At 71.1% G+C, this 15,543-nt stretch carries 12 protein-coding genes; 5 read left to right on the forward strand and 7 right to left on the reverse strand.

The genetic code is table 11. From position 1 onward, the window contains the following. Positions 1–25 precede the first annotated feature (25 nt). The 7 genes from BN1701_RS12125 to BN1701_RS12155 all read right to left on the reverse strand — a co-directional run bounded on the left by BN1701_RS12125 (position 26) and on the right by BN1701_RS12155 (position 7,865). Positions 26–1,246 carry a tyrosine-type recombinase/integrase gene (locus tag BN1701_RS12125; RefSeq protein WP_067520666.1) on the reverse strand — a complete coding sequence of 407 codons (1,221 nt, stop codon included), beginning with the start codon at positions 1,244–1,246 and terminating at the stop codon, positions 26–28. Positions 1,247–1,343: 97 nt separating this feature from the next. Then, positions 1,344–1,550, reverse strand: a complete 207-nt coding sequence (locus tag BN1701_RS37245) for a helix-turn-helix domain-containing protein (protein ID WP_231949575.1) — start codon at positions 1,548–1,550, stop codon at positions 1,344–1,346. Positions 1,551–1,724: 174 nt separating this feature from the next. Continuing rightward, positions 1,725–2,480, reverse strand: coding sequence for a hypothetical protein (locus BN1701_RS12130; RefSeq protein ID WP_054048370.1), 756 nt, complete (start codon positions 2,478–2,480; stop codon positions 1,725–1,727). A gap of 528 nt (positions 2,481–3,008) precedes the next feature. Beyond that, positions 3,009–3,860, reverse strand: a complete 852-nt coding sequence (locus tag BN1701_RS12140) for a hypothetical protein (protein WP_054048375.1) — start codon at positions 3,858–3,860, stop codon at positions 3,009–3,011. Between the two features lie 74 nt (positions 3,861–3,934). Beyond that, entirely contained in the window at positions 3,935–5,434 is a 1,500-nt protein-coding gene (locus BN1701_RS12145) for a DNA cytosine methyltransferase (RefSeq protein WP_082859807.1), read from the reverse strand. Beyond that, positions 5,431–6,714, reverse strand: a complete 1,284-nt coding sequence (locus BN1701_RS12150) for a TRM11 family methyltransferase (protein WP_054048377.1) — start codon at positions 6,712–6,714, stop codon at positions 5,431–5,433. Before BN1701_RS12150 ends, BN1701_RS12145 begins: the two co-directional genes overlap by 4 nt. Beyond that, complete coding sequence (locus tag BN1701_RS12155) at positions 6,711–7,865, reverse strand: hypothetical protein (protein ID WP_231949576.1); 1,155 nt, start codon at positions 7,863–7,865, stop codon at positions 6,711–6,713. Before BN1701_RS12155 ends, BN1701_RS12150 begins: the two co-directional genes overlap by 4 nt. Positions 7,866–8,368: 503 nt before the next feature. On the opposite strand from BN1701_RS12155, the gene BN1701_RS38175 reads away from it, so the two are divergent. The 5 genes from BN1701_RS38175 to BN1701_RS12180 all read left to right on the forward strand — a co-directional run bounded on the left by BN1701_RS38175 (position 8,369) and on the right by BN1701_RS12180 (position 15,534). After that, positions 8,369–9,892: a hypothetical protein gene (locus tag BN1701_RS38175; protein WP_369800525.1), complete on the forward strand. Its 1,524-nt coding sequence runs from the start codon at positions 8,369–8,371 to the stop codon at positions 9,890–9,892. Beyond that, positions 9,819–10,007 (forward strand): pilin, encoded by a 189-nt coding sequence (locus BN1701_RS38180; protein WP_369800527.1) that lies wholly within the window; start codon positions 9,819–9,821, stop codon positions 10,005–10,007. The genes BN1701_RS38175 and BN1701_RS38180 overlap by 74 nt, the downstream gene beginning before the upstream one ends. 126 nt (positions 10,008–10,133) lie before the next feature. Next, the gene (locus BN1701_RS12170; protein ID WP_231949578.1) at positions 10,134–12,242 is read left to right on the forward strand and encodes a hypothetical protein; all 2,109 of its coding nucleotides are present in this window, start codon (positions 10,134–10,136) and stop codon (positions 12,240–12,242) included. Then, entirely contained in the window at positions 12,239–13,540 is a 1,302-nt protein-coding gene (locus BN1701_RS12175) for a PrgI family protein (RefSeq protein WP_054048382.1), read from the forward strand. Before BN1701_RS12170 ends, BN1701_RS12175 begins: the two co-directional genes overlap by 4 nt. After that, positions 13,540–15,534 carry a VirB4 family type IV secretion system protein gene (locus BN1701_RS12180; protein ID WP_054048384.1) on the forward strand — a complete coding sequence of 665 codons (1,995 nt, stop codon included), beginning with the start codon at positions 13,540–13,542 and terminating at the stop codon, positions 15,532–15,534. The genes BN1701_RS12175 and BN1701_RS12180 overlap by 1 nt, the downstream gene beginning before the upstream one ends. Positions 15,535–15,543 lie beyond the last annotated feature (9 nt).

Below are 15,543 nucleotides of genomic sequence, written 5' to 3' on the forward strand. Positions count from 1 at the left end.
CGCGAGCGATACGCCGAGGACGGCGTCACAGGTTGTCCTCGTTGGAGGTGATCTGGCCGAGGTTCGAGATCCGCTCTGTGTGATGTCGTTCCGTCGCGGTGACCTCGCGTACGGCGTCGAGCCATCGGCGTTCGAGGTTGTCGAGGAGACGGGCTTCGACTTCGGGGGCGACGTGGCTGTAGATGTGTTCGATCTTGTCGGGGAGTCGGTGGCCGAGGCGTTTGGCCTGAGCGATATCGGGGATCAGGTCGGCGATCATCCATGTCTTATGGCTGTGCCGCAGACCGTGGAAGGTCAGATCGGGCTGCACGGGGGTGAGGTGCGGCCAGTGTTGCGGGTAGCCCCGGGTGCCGTCGGCTGCCGGACGCATGACGCGGCGGGAGAAGTTGGACCGGCGCGGATGCTGTTCCTCGGCGGTGACGAACACGTGAGTGTGGTTATGGGTGGCGAGATGTTGACGGAGCAGTGCGGTCAGGAATGGCGGCAGGATGATGGTGCGCGCGGACTCGGCGGTCTTAGGTGGCCCAAGGCTGAACACCCCGTCGATCTCGAGGAGCGCGCCCTCGTTTGGATCGATGACCATCTTTCCCACGGGGCCGTCGAGGTGCAGATTGGAACGCCGCATGCCGAGGAGTTCGCCCCATCGGGCGCCGGTCCAGGCAGCGGTGATCAGCAGCGCGCCTGCCCACCAACCCGCCAGCACGGTGGCGTGCAGCGCCAAGCGCAGCGCACCTTCGGGGCTGGTGTAAACGCGCTCCCGAACCACCGCGTGGCGGCGTCTGCCGCGCCGGTTGGCGCGGTATGGGTTGGCGTGGATGAGTTTCTCATCGGCGGCGTCGGACAGCATCATCGACAGGAGCTTCACCATCGTGGAGACGGTGCTGGTGGCGTAGTTCTCGGCGCGTTTGCCCTTGGCCCACTTGTGCACGGACAGGTTGGTGATCGCGACGAGCGGCGTCATCCCCCAGTCGGGTTCCAGGTGGTTGCGCCACAGGCTGCGGTACTGCCGGTCGGTGTTCGGGGCGACATCCAACGCGTCGAACCAGTCCGCCGCCCACGCTCCAAGCGGCGTTCGGCCGCCGTCGGGGTCGATGAACTGACCACGGCGTCGGTCGACGTCGATCTCTTGGGCGTGTTCGTCGGCGTCGGCTTTGGACGTGAATCCTGATACTGATCCGAGTGTGCCGTCGGGCTTCTGGAAACGGACCCGCCACGAGTTCGGTCCGGACGGCTCCGAGTACGCCACGATCTGCTCACCTTCGTTGATATGGGTCCGAACCCGACACGTGTATGGACCCGTCCGTGTCGTGGTCCGGTCAAGGAAACCGTTGGAGTCCGCCCGATCAGGGGACGCGGCCCCGAGTGGTTCTCGGCACATTGGGGCCTGACTCGGCCTGGTCGGCGATGGCGAGTAGGTCGTCGTGGGTGAACCGCAGATGCTTTCCGACATAGCGGCACGGGATGGCTCGCGCGGCTGCCTTACGCCGCAACCAGGAGACCCTGAGCTGCAACCGTTGCGCCGCCTGTTCGGCTGTCAGTAGCACAACCACACCATCCTCCGCCCCCTGATGTGGCTCGTCGGAGTGCGTATCCGCGCGCGGAGGTTCTTCTTGCGTGCGGTCGGTCTCATGTGCGGCGGGCGGCCTGCGCGCACCTGCCACCCGGCGGGACGGTCTGCTCTGAGACATTTGACTACCTCCAACATCATTTGTGCCCTTTGGCCTTCACGCGGCGGCGCGATCATCAGACTTGGTGTTGCGCAAGACTTTCCGGTACCAGGTGCTGGCGAAGCGCAGACAGTTCGACTCGGTCCGATGAGATGGACCGCACCCTGGGAGATATCGGCCCTGGAAGCTCCATGCCGCCGAGTCGCTCGACACAACGGCGTCGGCGAAGCGTCTCAGCCCGAGGGTCTTCGCGCCGAAGGTGTGGAGTCGGTATCCGCGGCCTGCCAGGGATCGCACGATGCGTTCGACTTCGACGGTGTGTTGGCGTCGGCAGACGCTGCCGATCCCGACCAGCGGTAGGGCGGCGAGGTCGATGCCACGGTGTTCGTAGAGATCAGCGCAACGGTTGTAGTCGGCGATCGACTGTCCTTGAAGGACCGGGATGATCGGCAGGTCCGCAGCCAGATCGCGTAGACATAGGTAGTTGGCGACGGTGCGGTGTTGGTGGGTGCGCAATGTCAGGCCGGTGCGTGCCAGGACGTGGTCCTCGGTCATCCAGTCCTGAGGCGCGGTCCAGGCCAGGTTTCCGATCTCTGTGGCGTAGCGGCGTACCGCGGTGATGTAGGTGGCTGGGTCGGTGCGCCATCGGCCGTGCATGGTCAGTTCGGTGAATCCGCCGGAGTCCAGGGCCCACGGGCCGGTGGCGCGCGGCAGGCTGCGTCGCCCGGCTAGGCGTCGGTGGCTGACCAGCAGCGGTACTCCGAGGTTTCGGGCGAGCCAGGAGGGTTGGTGGGTGCCGAGGTAGAACCTCATCGCCGCACCCCTCGGGACTCGCCGCCCGTGGTGCGGAGAAGGAGCAGGGTGAGGATGGTCGCGGCCGTCTTGCCGAGGATCTGCCCGGGTATGGCGGCGGCGCTGCCGAAGGCCAAATCGCGTTGGACGCCGCGACAGCTCCCAGTCGCGTGCGGTGGCGCAGCCGCGCGTAGACGAGGGCGTCGATGACTTCGGAGACGGTGAAGGCCGCCACGCTGGCGACCGCGATCCGCGGGGAGGCCAGCGCGGCGGACAGTCCGGCTCCGGCCGCGATGCCCGCCATCACGCCGCGCGGTCCGAGTGCGTCGTGCAGCAGGTCGCGCAGGGTCAGGCCGGCCCCGACGAACAGGGTGCCCGCCGGTACCAGCAGACCGCCGGCGCTCGGCGGCGGCCAGTGGACCGAGGCGACGTTGGCCGCGACAACCGACAACAGGTAACCCACCATCGTCCCGACCCCGAGCACCGCGGGCCGCCAGGTGGTCGACCAAGCCGACGCCAGCCTGGCCGCGCCAGGCACGGTCGCGGCGTTCATGCCGCCCGCTCCCCGGTGCCGGTGACCGATTCGCCCGAGCGACACGACCACGGCGAGCAGCCGTCCGGGTCACCGTCCTGCTCACGCGCTGACTCGGCCGTGATCAACCGCAGGTGCCGCTTCCCGTTCGCGGGCATGTCGAGATCGACCTGGTCGAGTGGTGTGCAGGAGCGGTGCAGGAAGTACTGCCCGCGCAACGGCTGCCCCTGCGCGGTGGCGTGCGGGTGGCCGTGACGGATAGCCTTATCGAACTCCACCGCGTCGGCCCATCCGTCGGGATCGTTGTCCCGCAACCATTTCCAGCCCGCCCGCCCGTGAAACGGGCAACCGACACAGGCGCTCTTCACCGTGCCGGCGAAGCCGCGCTCGGCGAGGTATTCGACGCAACGGGTGCGATCCCAGCCCAACTCGAGCAGCGGGAACACGTTGCGCAAGTAGCCGACGCCGGAATCCTTGGCACGCGCGAACTCGTCAGTCGAGATGCCGATTGCTTGTTCGATGTAGACGCCGCGCGGCACCCGTCGCGGGTGCGGATAGCCGAGCAGCTCGCGCGCCGCCTTCTTCAGCGGCGAAATCTTGTACTCGGACGTGCATTGCCTACGAGCCAGGCCTCGGCTGCCGTCCGGATTCAAGGTGTGGAGCGGCATCGAGACGAACCGGTGCGCTGGGTCGAGGGCGTCGTCGCGGATATTGCCCGCCGACACCGTGCGCACCGGGATCCCGTGCTGCGCGGCGTGCGCGCGGAGTCGGGCCAGGTTGGCGTACACCGCCTTGGGCTCCCAGCCGGTGTCGGCGAACAGCGCGACGTCGAAACGCGGGATCAAGCCCTCGCACGCCAGCAGCAACACCGCTGTGCTCTGAACGCCGGCGCCGAGCGACAGGCACCTCGCCGCCGGTCGAGTGTCGGGAGTGGATGGTCTGGTCATGCCGCGTTCGCCTCCAGCCCGTGGCCGCGGCACCCGCCGGTCACGCCGGTGTCCGTGCCGAGGAGTGCGGCGAGGTCGGCCAGCAGCAGCCCGATGGCGTGGGCGGCTTGCTGCGGGACGACTCCGTTGCCCAGGGCGCGCAGTTGCGCGGTGCGGGGCAGCGGCAGGCTTGTCAGCCAGCCGGGCTCCAGGCCCATGAGGTGCTCGACGAACGCCGGGGCGAGGACCGGGCGGCCGTGCGTGCCCGGCTGTGTCGGGTACGGCGTTGGCCGTCCGAGCACGTGTTCCCACCGCTGGATGGCGGGCGCGTAGGCACCCCACGCCACCTCTCCGCCCGCCGCCACCGGCTCTGGGTCGTGTGGGGTGGGGATGGCTACGAGGTGCCGTCGCTGTCCGGGATCGTGCTGTCCGGGATCGTGCTGTCCGGGGTGAGCAGCCGCATCACCGCCGAGGGCAGCATCAGGTCGCCCTTGCTGCCCCGCTGCGCCGGGCAGCCTTTCGTCCCGTCGGTTGCCCGAGGCGTCGGGAAGAACGCCTGCGGGTCGGCCAGCGGCAGCACCTGCTGCGACAGCGGCGGCCCGAATCCCGAGCCTGCTCGCCGCCCCGGTGTGCCGGTGTCCGAGGCCCTCGGAGTCGGCAGCAACCTGGCCTCGTCGGGCAGCGACGGCCCACCGCTCCGCGTCCGGTGTGTGCAGTTCTTCGCATCCGACGCCGTCGGCGTCGGTAACAGCCGCAACCGGTCCAGCAGGGAAGGACCGCCCTGTCGGCTGGCCGCCGAGATGCCGTTCGAGGAACCATCTTGTGCGGTCGACGTCGGCACCATCTCCGCCTTCGCATCGGGTGCTGGTGCGGGGCCAGGCGCACACGAACACGCGTTCGCGGCGGTGGGCGGCGCCGATGTCGGCGGCGCGGACGCTACGCCAGAGCGCGTCATACCCCGCTTCGGCCAGGTCGCCGAGAACCTTGTGGAGTCCTCCGCCTTTCCAGCGAAGCGCGGCGACGTTCTCCACCACGAGCATCGCGGGTCGTAGTACGCGAACGCCCGCCACGATGTCGGCCCACAGGCCACTACGCGCTCCGTTCTCGATGCCCGCGCGCCGTCCGGCGGCGGAGATGTCCTGACATGGAAACCCCGCGGTGAGCACCTCGACCGGCTCCACCCGCGCCCAGTCGATGGCGCGGAGGTCGCCGAGGTTCGGGATGCCGGGCATCCGGGCGGCCAGGATCTGGGTGACGTGCGGGTCGGGGTCGGCGCACCACGCGACACGGCCGCCGCCGAACGCGGCCAGCACCCCGAGGTCCAGTCCGCCGTAGCCGGTGCACACCGACCCGACGACCGGCCCCGGAGTCGCAGTGACCGCGAGGATGTCCGGTGTGGTGTTCGTGGCGGTGGGCGGTGTGGCCGCCCGCACCGCCCCCGCCGCCGTGGTGACGGCGACGAGGGCGGGGGCGCAGCCGCGCCGCGATCGGCTCGTGGTGGTGGGTCGGCTGCTCATGCCGCCCAACTCCCCGACGCGCCCAAACCGGCACTCGGGTTCCCGGCGTGTCGCGTCTGGCCGGTGACAAAACTTCGGGAATCCTGATGTGCTGTCGCGATTCCTGAACTCGCTGACCTGCGCAGCGGGGACCGGAACACCAGCACGTCCTCATGCGAGATGAGGTGCAACGGCAGCCCGTTCTCCCTCTGTTTGCGGATGAAGTCGCGCTGGAAGAAGCTGCCGCGCGCGACCAGTTCGCCCTCGGCGGCGCGCGCCAGCAGCGCGACGCAGCGTTCGACCGGGATGAGGCCGGCGTGTACCCCGCAGGCGAGGATCTGGGAGGGCAGGTCGATCAGTTCGGCGTGTTCGCGCCAGGGGCGGATGGTGATGGCGATGTGCCCACCGGGCTTCAGGTAGGGGACGAGTCCGGAGAGGATGCGGGTGAACCCGGCCAGCAGCCGGTGGTGGCCGATGTTGGCGAGGTTTCCGCGGTCGAGGGTGTTGCCGTAGAGGTGGTGGTACTTCTGGATGCCGACTCCGGGCGCGACCGCGACCTGCCCGTGCGTGGAGGGCCCGTACGGCGGGGAGGTGACCACGAGCGCGGCCTGCCCGACGTACTCGGCGGGGAGCAGCGCGGCGATCTGGCGGGCGTCGCCGTGGAACACCCGCCCGTCCTGCTCGATCCCGGTGTCGCGGGCGAGTTGAAGGTTGGCGCGGGCGACGTCGACCCAGTGCGGCTCGTACTCGACACCGACCGCCCGCCTGCCCAGGTGGAGGGCTTCGACGAGGGTGGTGCCGATCCCGCACATCGGGTCCAACACCAGCTCGCCCGGCCGCGTGTAGTGGGCGATCGCATGGGCGGCGACGGCGGGCAGCATCTTGGCCGGGTGCGCGGTCGACTCGGGCATGTAGCGGCCCTTGCGCTGCGCCGCCGGGGCGGCCTGCGCGGTCGTCCACACCGACACCGGCAGCTCCCGGACATCGCCTGCGGCACGGTCGGCAGTGCTGTCGGCGACCGAGTCCTCGGTCGCGGTGTCGGCGGCACGGTCGGCGGTGCCGTTACCCACGTTCGTGTTGGTGGTGGTGTCGAGGGCGTCGATGACGCCGCGCGGGACGCGCATGGTCGCCGCGTCCGCGACGGTCTCCGCGGGCGCCGTTGTCGGGTCGGCGCTGCGGCGCGGCGGGGTGTCGGGGGTGCGGTCGTCGGCCACGGGAGTGCCTTCCTCGCTGTCGCCGGCCCGGTGAGGTCCGGGGTCGGCTTCGGGATGGGCGGGGTGGGGAGTCGGTGTGCCGGTCATCGCGGGACTCCGTCCTCGAACGCCTGCTCGGCGGGGCTCGACGGGAGCGGGTCGTGGTCGTGCTGCTGTGAGAACACGAGGACGTCGGAATGAACCCGGACGTGGGGCGCGGGCAGCCCCCGCACGGCGGCGCGGTGCTCCAGGCGGGCCCGCGCTTGGGCGGTCGAGCCGTGGGTGTCGGGCAGGTCCTCGGTGGCGAGGCGGCCGCCGCGGACCGGGGTGTGCAGGGCGACGATGTGTTGCAGGTAGAGCAGGTCGGCGTTCTGCGCCGCGGCCACCACCGCGCCGGTCGGGTCGACAAGCTCACCGCCCTGCCAATCACTGTGTGTGAGTACGGCGAGGATGCCGCCGGCGCGGAGCAGGCGGGCCGCGACGAGTGCCACGAGGTCGCCGACACGGTCGCCGGCCTCGGCCGGGGGCAGGCTGGTGATGACCAGGTCCGCCTCCGGCGAGACGCCGTCGATGCCCGGCGGGGCCGCCGCCGGAGCATCGGTCGGGGGTGGGGCGGGGTCGCCGACGAGGTCGGCCCAGAACGGCCGCGACACCGGCCGGTGCGCCTCGTCCGGGGCGGCGACGCGCACGACCCGACCGTGGCGGCCGAGGTGCTCGACCGCGTCCAGCGCGGCCGACAACTCGGCGCCCGCCATGCCGTCGGCGGCGTTGGCTCCGGAGTCGCAGGGCGTGCGCCGGACGACGCCGTCGGGGTCGACGACACCGAGCCCGCGACGCCGAGCACCGGATGTGTCCAGCGACGGCTGTGAGGTCGGCCAGGGCAGCAGCACGACCCGCCCGCCAGGTGCCGTGAACGCGGCGACGACCTTGGCGACCAGCGGCGCGGGCCAGGTCGCGTCAAGGTCGATCCCCGTCGCCCCGGCCGTCCACACCGTCGCCGGGGTCGGCGCCGCGGCCGAGCCGCGCGAGCGGGCACGACTGGTGGTGGAGCCGGGCTTGGCCGGGCTGACCCTGGTGGTCGTCGCCGCGGTCGGATACGGGCGGCGCTCACCCCCAGGAACCCTGCCCACCGGACGGGTGCAATCCCCGCGCCGCTTCGGGCCATGCGACGCCGAGCGGCGCGCGGGCTGATCGGACTGGGCCATGAATACCTCGCAGAATCGGGTGTGCGCCGCGCCGCACATGGCGGCCTCTGACACCCCCCGACTCCGAAAAACACCCAACATTTCCGCGCCAGTTACCGAATCTTTATCGGCAGGTTTCGGGTCACGGCGCGGCTTTCAGGGGATACCGGCTCGCGCGCATGAGCGCGCGAAGAACCCGTGAACACCCCGCCCCTGCGCCCCTGGACCGATTTATCTCAGACGTTTTCCGCACGTCTCGCCGCCCGGCATGGCCGAGAGACGGGAGGGGGTTCATGGCCCGCCGGTCGGCTATTACCAAATCGCCACCATAGCGCCACCAAACCCCGGTTTTCGCAGTCAGGTGGCCATTACGGATGATCATCACATGATCTTGAATCCGCGATCGGCGGCGGCCTCTTGGCGGCTCGTGATGATCTTTGTTGTGGGCGGAGATGTTCACTGAAGATCGCCGGTGGCGGTGTGGTGGACTTTTGGTGGCGTTGTGTTGCGTTGTGGTGGACGCGGTTTGACTTCCTGTAGTGGTCGTTGTTCTTTCGACCATCGCAAAGGAGCTGACAATGGCCCCGAATTCAGTTTTCCGTGACACGCCTTTCGAACCCGATTCCCTGCCGCTGGACTCGGTGCGGGCGGCGTTCGAGTGGCTGGTCACCGGCCCCGCCCCGCTGTCGGTCGACGGCCGGTTCTTCCCCGGCCTGCCCGCGCGGCGGGTGCCGTTGGACGAGTTGCGCGAGCTGCTGCTGCACACCTCGCTGCCGTTGGCGGCGGTGGACCTGGTGTGGATGCACCTGGTCACCCGCTCCCGCGACGAGGGCGGCGCGTGGACGGTCGCGTGTGTCGGTGTCGCGCTGCCCGCGCTGTTCGCCATCGCCGCCACGTTGTGCGCGAGGTTCGCCGACGACCACCGCGACATCCACGCCGCGGTGCTGACCGGGTTCCTGGCCGAACTGGCTGAGATGAACATCGCCCGGCCGTGGGTGATGTGGCGGCTGCGGTGCGCCGCGCTGCGCGCCGGGCACCTGTACGTGCGCGACGCGCTGGACCGGCCGCTGCCCGCCGCCGAGGGCTTCCACTCTAGCGAGCCGACGCCGCCGTGGGGGCACCCGGACTTCGTGCTGGCCCGCGCGGTCGCCGAGGGCGCCATCACCGGAGCCGAAGCGGAGTTGATCGGCTCCACCCGCTTGGAGGACTACTCGCTCACCGCGGCCGCCGCCGACGCCGGGGTGAAGGTCACCACGCTGCAGTGGGCACGCGGGCAGGCCGAAGCGCGGCTGGTCGCGTGGCTGACCGAGCAGGCCCCGCACGACGACCCCGGCGACCGCCGCGACCGCGACGTCGAGATCCACGCGGTCGCCGCCGCGACCATCACCGCCGCCGCCAACGACACCGGCGCCGGCCCGCGCCGACCACACGGCAAGTCACGCAGGGTGAGCACCGCAGCGGAGAAGGTGGCGGTCACGGTTCGGTATCGCCCTCGGGAAACGGGGGCCGAATCCGGAGTCGAGGGCTGCGGGAGGACACCAGCCGCCCCGCGCACACCACCCCGCTCGACCGGCCGAACCGCACCACCCGACGGCCGTCGAACGCGACTTCGGAGGTGCCTCCATGTGCCGCCTGACCCGTTCCCGCCGCTCTCGACCCGACTACCACCACATCCGCGGCGCGCACACTCTTGGCGTCCACCGCCCCCGCGTCGGACCGGTCAGCTGCTCGCGGCTCACGCGGGGAACGCCCGCCCGCCGAGTTCCCTCCCGTCGGTCCCGGCCGGCCGTCGAGGCGCTCGCGGCGTCCGTTGCCTCCTCGTTGGCTCCGTCCGCGGCCGCGGGCCGTGCGGCTTGTGCGGCGCGTCGCGACGCCGTGCGGCGCGCGGCCGTGGTGCTCGCCGAGGCCGTGGTGCTCGCCGTGGTGCTGTCGGCCGCGGCGGTGTCGGCGGCGCTCGCGGACACCACGCAGGTGCTCGCCGTCGCCGACTCGGTCGAGACCGTGTTGGGCAACATCCGGACCTGGGTCATGGGGATCCTCGCCGCTCTGGCGACGGTGTTCCTGACTATTGGCGGGGTGCGCCGGGTCGTGGGCGCCGGTGATCCGGGCGAGCAGGAGAAGGCCAAGGAGTGCTTCAAGGCCGCCGGGATCGGCTACTGCCTCGCGGCGCTCGCACCGCTGGTCGTGGCCGTGCTCAAAGGCATCGTGGGGGCCTGAGCGATGCCACGCCGACCAGGGCCGACCGCACCCACCCGACGCCAGGCAGCAGCCGCACCAACTGTCCGTGGCCTGACCTCCGAAGCATCCGATCACGTCCGATCGACAAACACCGGCGCCGGTCGGGTGCTGCTCGCACCCCCCGCGAACCGCACCCGGTGCACCGGCAGGCCGCGCAGGCGGTGGACGGGGGGCCGCGCGCCGGCGGTCGCGGTGAGCCTGGTGGTGCTGTTCGCCGGTGTTCTCGCTGCGAGTGCCGCCGCCGCCGCGGACCTTGTCCCGGCCGCAGCCCAGCCCGCCCCGCCGACGCCGATCCCGACCGTCGACCCCGGGTGCCCACCCGGCTCGCCGAGCCCGATCTGCACGCTGCCCACAGTGACCCCGCCGCGGCCGGCACCCACCGGGCTCCCGCTGCCTTGGCCGCCGACGGATCTGCCGCCCTGCCCCACCGACGTCGTCCACCCGGGCGTTCCCGTCGGCTGCGTCCCGGCCGACCTGCCGACATCCCCAGCGCCGTGCACCGGGGAAGGGTGCATCCCTCAGCCCGGCGCGACCTCACCGCCGACCGGTCCGGGCGCGACCGGGCCGGGTCAGGGCGGCGACGGGGAGCAGGAGTGCGGGATCACCGCGATCGGCGGCTGCGTCACCAACGCCATCAACGGGTTCTTCCGCGGCATCGTCACCTCCGCGCTCAACCCGCTGCTGGAGCTGTTGTCGCGCACGTTGCTGACCACGCCGACGCCGGAGTCGCTGCCGCGGGTCGCCGAGTTGTGGGACAACTCCTGGCAGATCCTGCTCGTCTCCTACAGCCTGCTCATCGTCATCGCCGGGATCATCGCGATGGGCTACCAGACCGTCCAGACCAGACACTCCATCAAGGAACTCGCACCCCGCGTCGTGGTCGGCTTCCTCGCCGGGGCACTGTCGCTGTGGTCGGCGACCAAGGGCATCCAGATCGCCAACGCCCTCGTCGCGGCGATCATGGGCGGCGGCGTCGACGCGCAGTCCGCCGGCCAGACCCTGCGCGACTTGGTCCTCGGGTCGCTCAACGGCGGGATCTGGATCATCTTCATCGGCATCTTCATCGCCGGGATGCTCGTCGCGCTGCTGCTCACCTACGTGGTCCGCGTCGCCCTGACCATCATTTTGATCGCCGGGGCACCGTTGGCGCTGATGTTCCACGCCCTGCCCCAGACCGAGGGCATCGCCTACTGGTGGTGGAAAGCCTACGGCGGCTGCCTGGCCATCCAACTCGCCCAAAGCCTCACCCTGATCACCGCGATGAAGGTGTTCCTCGCCCCCGGCGGGTTCACCGTCTTCGGCCCCACCGGGGGCGGGCTGGTCAACCTGCTGGTCGCGCTCGCCCTCATGTACATCCTGTTCAAGATCCCGTTCTGGGTGCTGTCCTCCATCCGCGGCGGCAACGGACGCTCCCTGATCGGATCCCTCGTCAGGGGTTTCCTCGCCTACAAGACCTTCGGCCTGCTCAGCGGACACCGAACACCACGCCCGGCCAACAGCGGCGGCGACAACACGGGAACAAGCGGTGGCGGTGGCGGTGGCGGTGCGGCCGATCCCTACGCCAACACACGTGCCACCGCCAGCGGCCAGTACGTGCTGCCCTTGGCCGGTGTCCGACGAACCAGATCGGCCACACCCAGACCCACGCCGAACTCCAGGCCCGCCCCGTCCCCGCCACGGGGGAGGCAGCTGACGTTGCCGCTCGGGGACGACTGGCCGGAGAACAAGCCGATCCTCGGCCGCGACGGCCAGTACCGACTGCCCTTGGACGTCCAGCGAACTCCCACGCCACCGGCCCCGCCCACATCACGCGATGTCCGACGCAAGACCCGCAGGGACGGGACGCAACTACGGTTGCCGCTCGACCCGTATGAGGGCAACCGGCCGACCCCCGGCGGGCAGTACCGGCTGCCGCTGGACGGAATCCGGCGCGTCCCGCGCCCGGCCGCCCCCGCGCCTGCTCCCGCGCCGACCACCCGGAGCCGGGTCGTCCAGCCGGAGCTGCCCTTCGACCCCTATCGGGGCAACCGTCCCGACCGGGGCGGGCAGTACCGGCTGCCGCTCGACGGGGTCGCACGCGTCCCGACACCCACACCCGCATCCGTGCCGCCCCCGGCAGCGGCGCCTCGGCCGCCTGCCCGCAGGCAACTACGGCTGCCGCTGGACCTGCCGAAACCGGGAAGACGTTCCAACCCAGGAGGTACAGCGCCATGACCGTCCGCATCCCCGCCGACATCGACGTCGAGGACCGCGTGCTCGGCGCGCTGACCGCCCGCCAACTCGCGATCCTCGCCACCACCGGCCTGCTGCTCTACACAGCCTGGACCCTCACCCGCGTCCTGGTGCCGATCCCGGTGTTCCTCGCCATCGCCGTCCCGGTCGCGGCCACCGCGGCGATCCTCGCCCTCGGCAAACGCGACGGGGTCAGCCTGGACCGGCTGTTCCTGGCCGCGATCGGCCAACGCCTCGCCCCCCGCCACCGCGTCACCGCCCCCGAAGGCGTGCGGCCCGCACCCGACTGGCTCACCGCAGCATGCACGACAGGCGGCAACGACACGCCACCCCGGCGCGCGCGCAGGGGTGGCAGGGCGCCGGGTCGGGAGCAGATCTCGCCCTCGGCGCTGCGGCTGCCCGCACAAGCCATCACCCCCACCCGCGGCGACATCGGGGTGGTGGACCTCGGCGCCGACGGCCTGGCCGTGGTGGCGGTCGCCTCCACGGTGAACTTCGCGCTGCGCACCGCCGCCGAGCAGGAAGGACTGGTCGCCGGCTTCGGCCGCTACCTGCACTCACTGACCGCGCCCGTGCAGATCCTCATCCGCGCGCAACGACTCGACCTGACCGGACAGATCAACGAACTACGCCAACGGGCCGGCGGGCTACCCCACCCCGCGCTGGAGGCCGCGGCCGCCGAGCACGCCGACTACCTCACCCAACTCGCCGCACAAACCGACCTGCTACGCCGCCAAGTGCTCCTCGTCCTCCGCGAAGGCCCGCAGCCGGCAGGTTCGGTTGATGGGTTGGGTGGTCCGGGGCCGCTCGCGGCACTGACCTCCCTGGCCCACGGCCGCGGGCGACGCCGCACCGCGGCCGCGGCGACGGGCGCGGCGAGCGCGGCGGCGCGGCGCGGCGCCGAATCCCGGCTGGTCCGCCGCCTCGGCGAAGCTGTCGAGCTGCTCGGCCCGGCCGGGATCGTCGTCACCCCACTGGACGCCGGGCAGGCCACCGCCGTCCTCGCCTCGGCGTGCAACCCCGACACCCTCCTGCCGCCCTCGGCCGACCTGGCCAGCGCCGACGACGTGATCACCACCGCGGGCAGCGACCCGACCGATGACCTCGACGACGACGTCGACGGCGGGGAGACCGGCCGCGCTCTCCGGTACGCCGATCACCGCACCGACGACACGGGCGAGGACGAGAACTGGGACGACGAAGACAACCACGATTTCGAGGACTACGAGGACGGCGACGGCGAGTTCGACGACATCGACCAGGGACGGAGGCGGTTCTGATGGCCACCCCAGCACGCACCCGGCGCGGCGCACGCCGCCCGCGACAGACAGCGCCACGCGGCACCAGCCCCAGCACCATTCGCGGCCCCGTGCAGGGCGCCGCCGCGTTCACCCCGGACTCGCTGTCGGTCGGCGCCAGGCACCTGGAGGTCGGCGGCGAGTGGGTCGCCAGCTTCGGCGTCACCGGGTTCCCGCGTGAGGTGCACCCCGGCTGGCTGCAGCCGCTGCTCACCTACCCCGGCCGCCTGGATGTCTCGTTGCACGTCGAGCCCATCGATCCCGCGACCGCGGCCGCCCGGCTGCGCAAGCAACTGGCCAAGTTGGAGTCCGGGCGTCGGCACACCGCCGAGCACGGCCGCCTGCACGACCCGCGGGTCGAGGCCGCCACCGAGGACGCTTACGACTTGGCCGGCCGGGTCGCCCGCGGCGAGGGCAAGCTGTATCGGGTCGGCCTGTACCTCACCATCCACGCCATCTCCGAACGCGCGCTCGCCGACGAGGTGGCCGCGCTGCGGTCGCTGTGCGCCAGCCTGCTGCTGGACGCCAAGCACACGACGTACCGGTCGTTGCAGGGCTGGGTGTCGACCCTGCCGATGGGCCTGGACCTGATCGGGATACGCCGCACCTTCGACACCCCGGCGCTCTCAGCCGCGTTTCCGTTCACCAGCCCGGACCTCCCTGCCGCCGACCCCACCAGCGTGGCCGCGCCCTCGGGGGTCCTCTACGGCTACAACGTCGGCTCCCAAGGGCTGGTGCACTGGGACCGCTTCGCCCCTGCCATGCACAACCACAACTCGGTGATCCTCGGCCGCTCCGGCTCCGGCAAGTCCTACCTGGTCAAACTCGAACTCCTGCGCAGCTTGTATCGGGGCATCGAGATCGCCGTGGTCGACCCGGAGGACGAATACGCCCGCCTGGCCGCCGCCGTGGGCGGCACCCACATCCACCTCGGCGCGGCGAACGTACGGCTCAACCCGTTCGACCTGCCCATCCACACGCGCGCCGACGGCCGCCGCACCGCCCCGAAAGACGCCCTGATCCGGCGCAGCCTGTTCCTGCACACCGCGATCGGAGTCCTCGTCGGCGGCGAACTGGAGGCCGCCGAGCGGGCCGCCCTGGACCGTGGCATCGCCGCCACCTACCAGGCGGTGGGGATCACCGCCGACGCCCGCACCTGGACCCGCCCCGCGCCCACGTTGCGCGAGTTGCGCGACCAACTCGCCGACGCGGGCCATGCCGGGGACCGGGCCGCCGTCGAGCTCGCAGCGAGGTTGCATCCGTTCGTCGACGGAGCGTTCAAGCAGCTCTTCGACGGCCAGACCACCACCACACCCGAAGGCCACCTGACGGTGTTCTCGTTGCGAGACCTGCCCGACGAGCTCAAAGGCATCGGCACCCTGCTCGTCCTCGACACCGTGTGGCGGCGAATCAGCAACCCAGCGATCCGCCGACCACGCCTGGTCGTGGTGGACGAGGCATGGCTGCTGATGCGCGAGAAAACCGGCGCCGAGTTCCTGTTCCGCATGGCCAAAGCAGCACGCAAACACTGGGCCGGGCTCACGGTCGCTACTCAAGACACGGCCGATGTGTTGGGCAGCGAACTAGGTAAAGCCGTCATCGCCAACGCCGCCACACAGGTGCTGTTGCGGCAGGCGTCGCAAGCGATCGACGACGTCACCCACACGTTCGACTTGTCCGCCGGCGAACGGCAATTCCTCCTGAGCTCGGACCAGGGCCAGGGCCTGCTGTCGGCGGGAACGCAGAGGGTGGCATTCCAGGCCCTGGCCTCGCCCACCGAGCACTACCTGGTCACCAGCAACCCGGCCGAGCTCGCCGGATACGCCGCCGACGGCCACGTCGCCGACTCCGACGATACCAGCCAGTCCTATGTGGACCTCGGGTTCGGCGACGAACACGACATGGCCGGGGACGAGTTCGGGTCGGCCGACTCCGACGACCAGATCGACCTCGACAACGACATCCACGCGGCCTGACCACCACAC

Origin of the sequence: Alloactinosynnema sp. L-07 (assembly GCF_900070365.1) — a bacterium.
Taxonomy (GTDB): Bacteria; Actinomycetota; Actinomycetes; order Mycobacteriales; family Pseudonocardiaceae; genus Actinokineospora.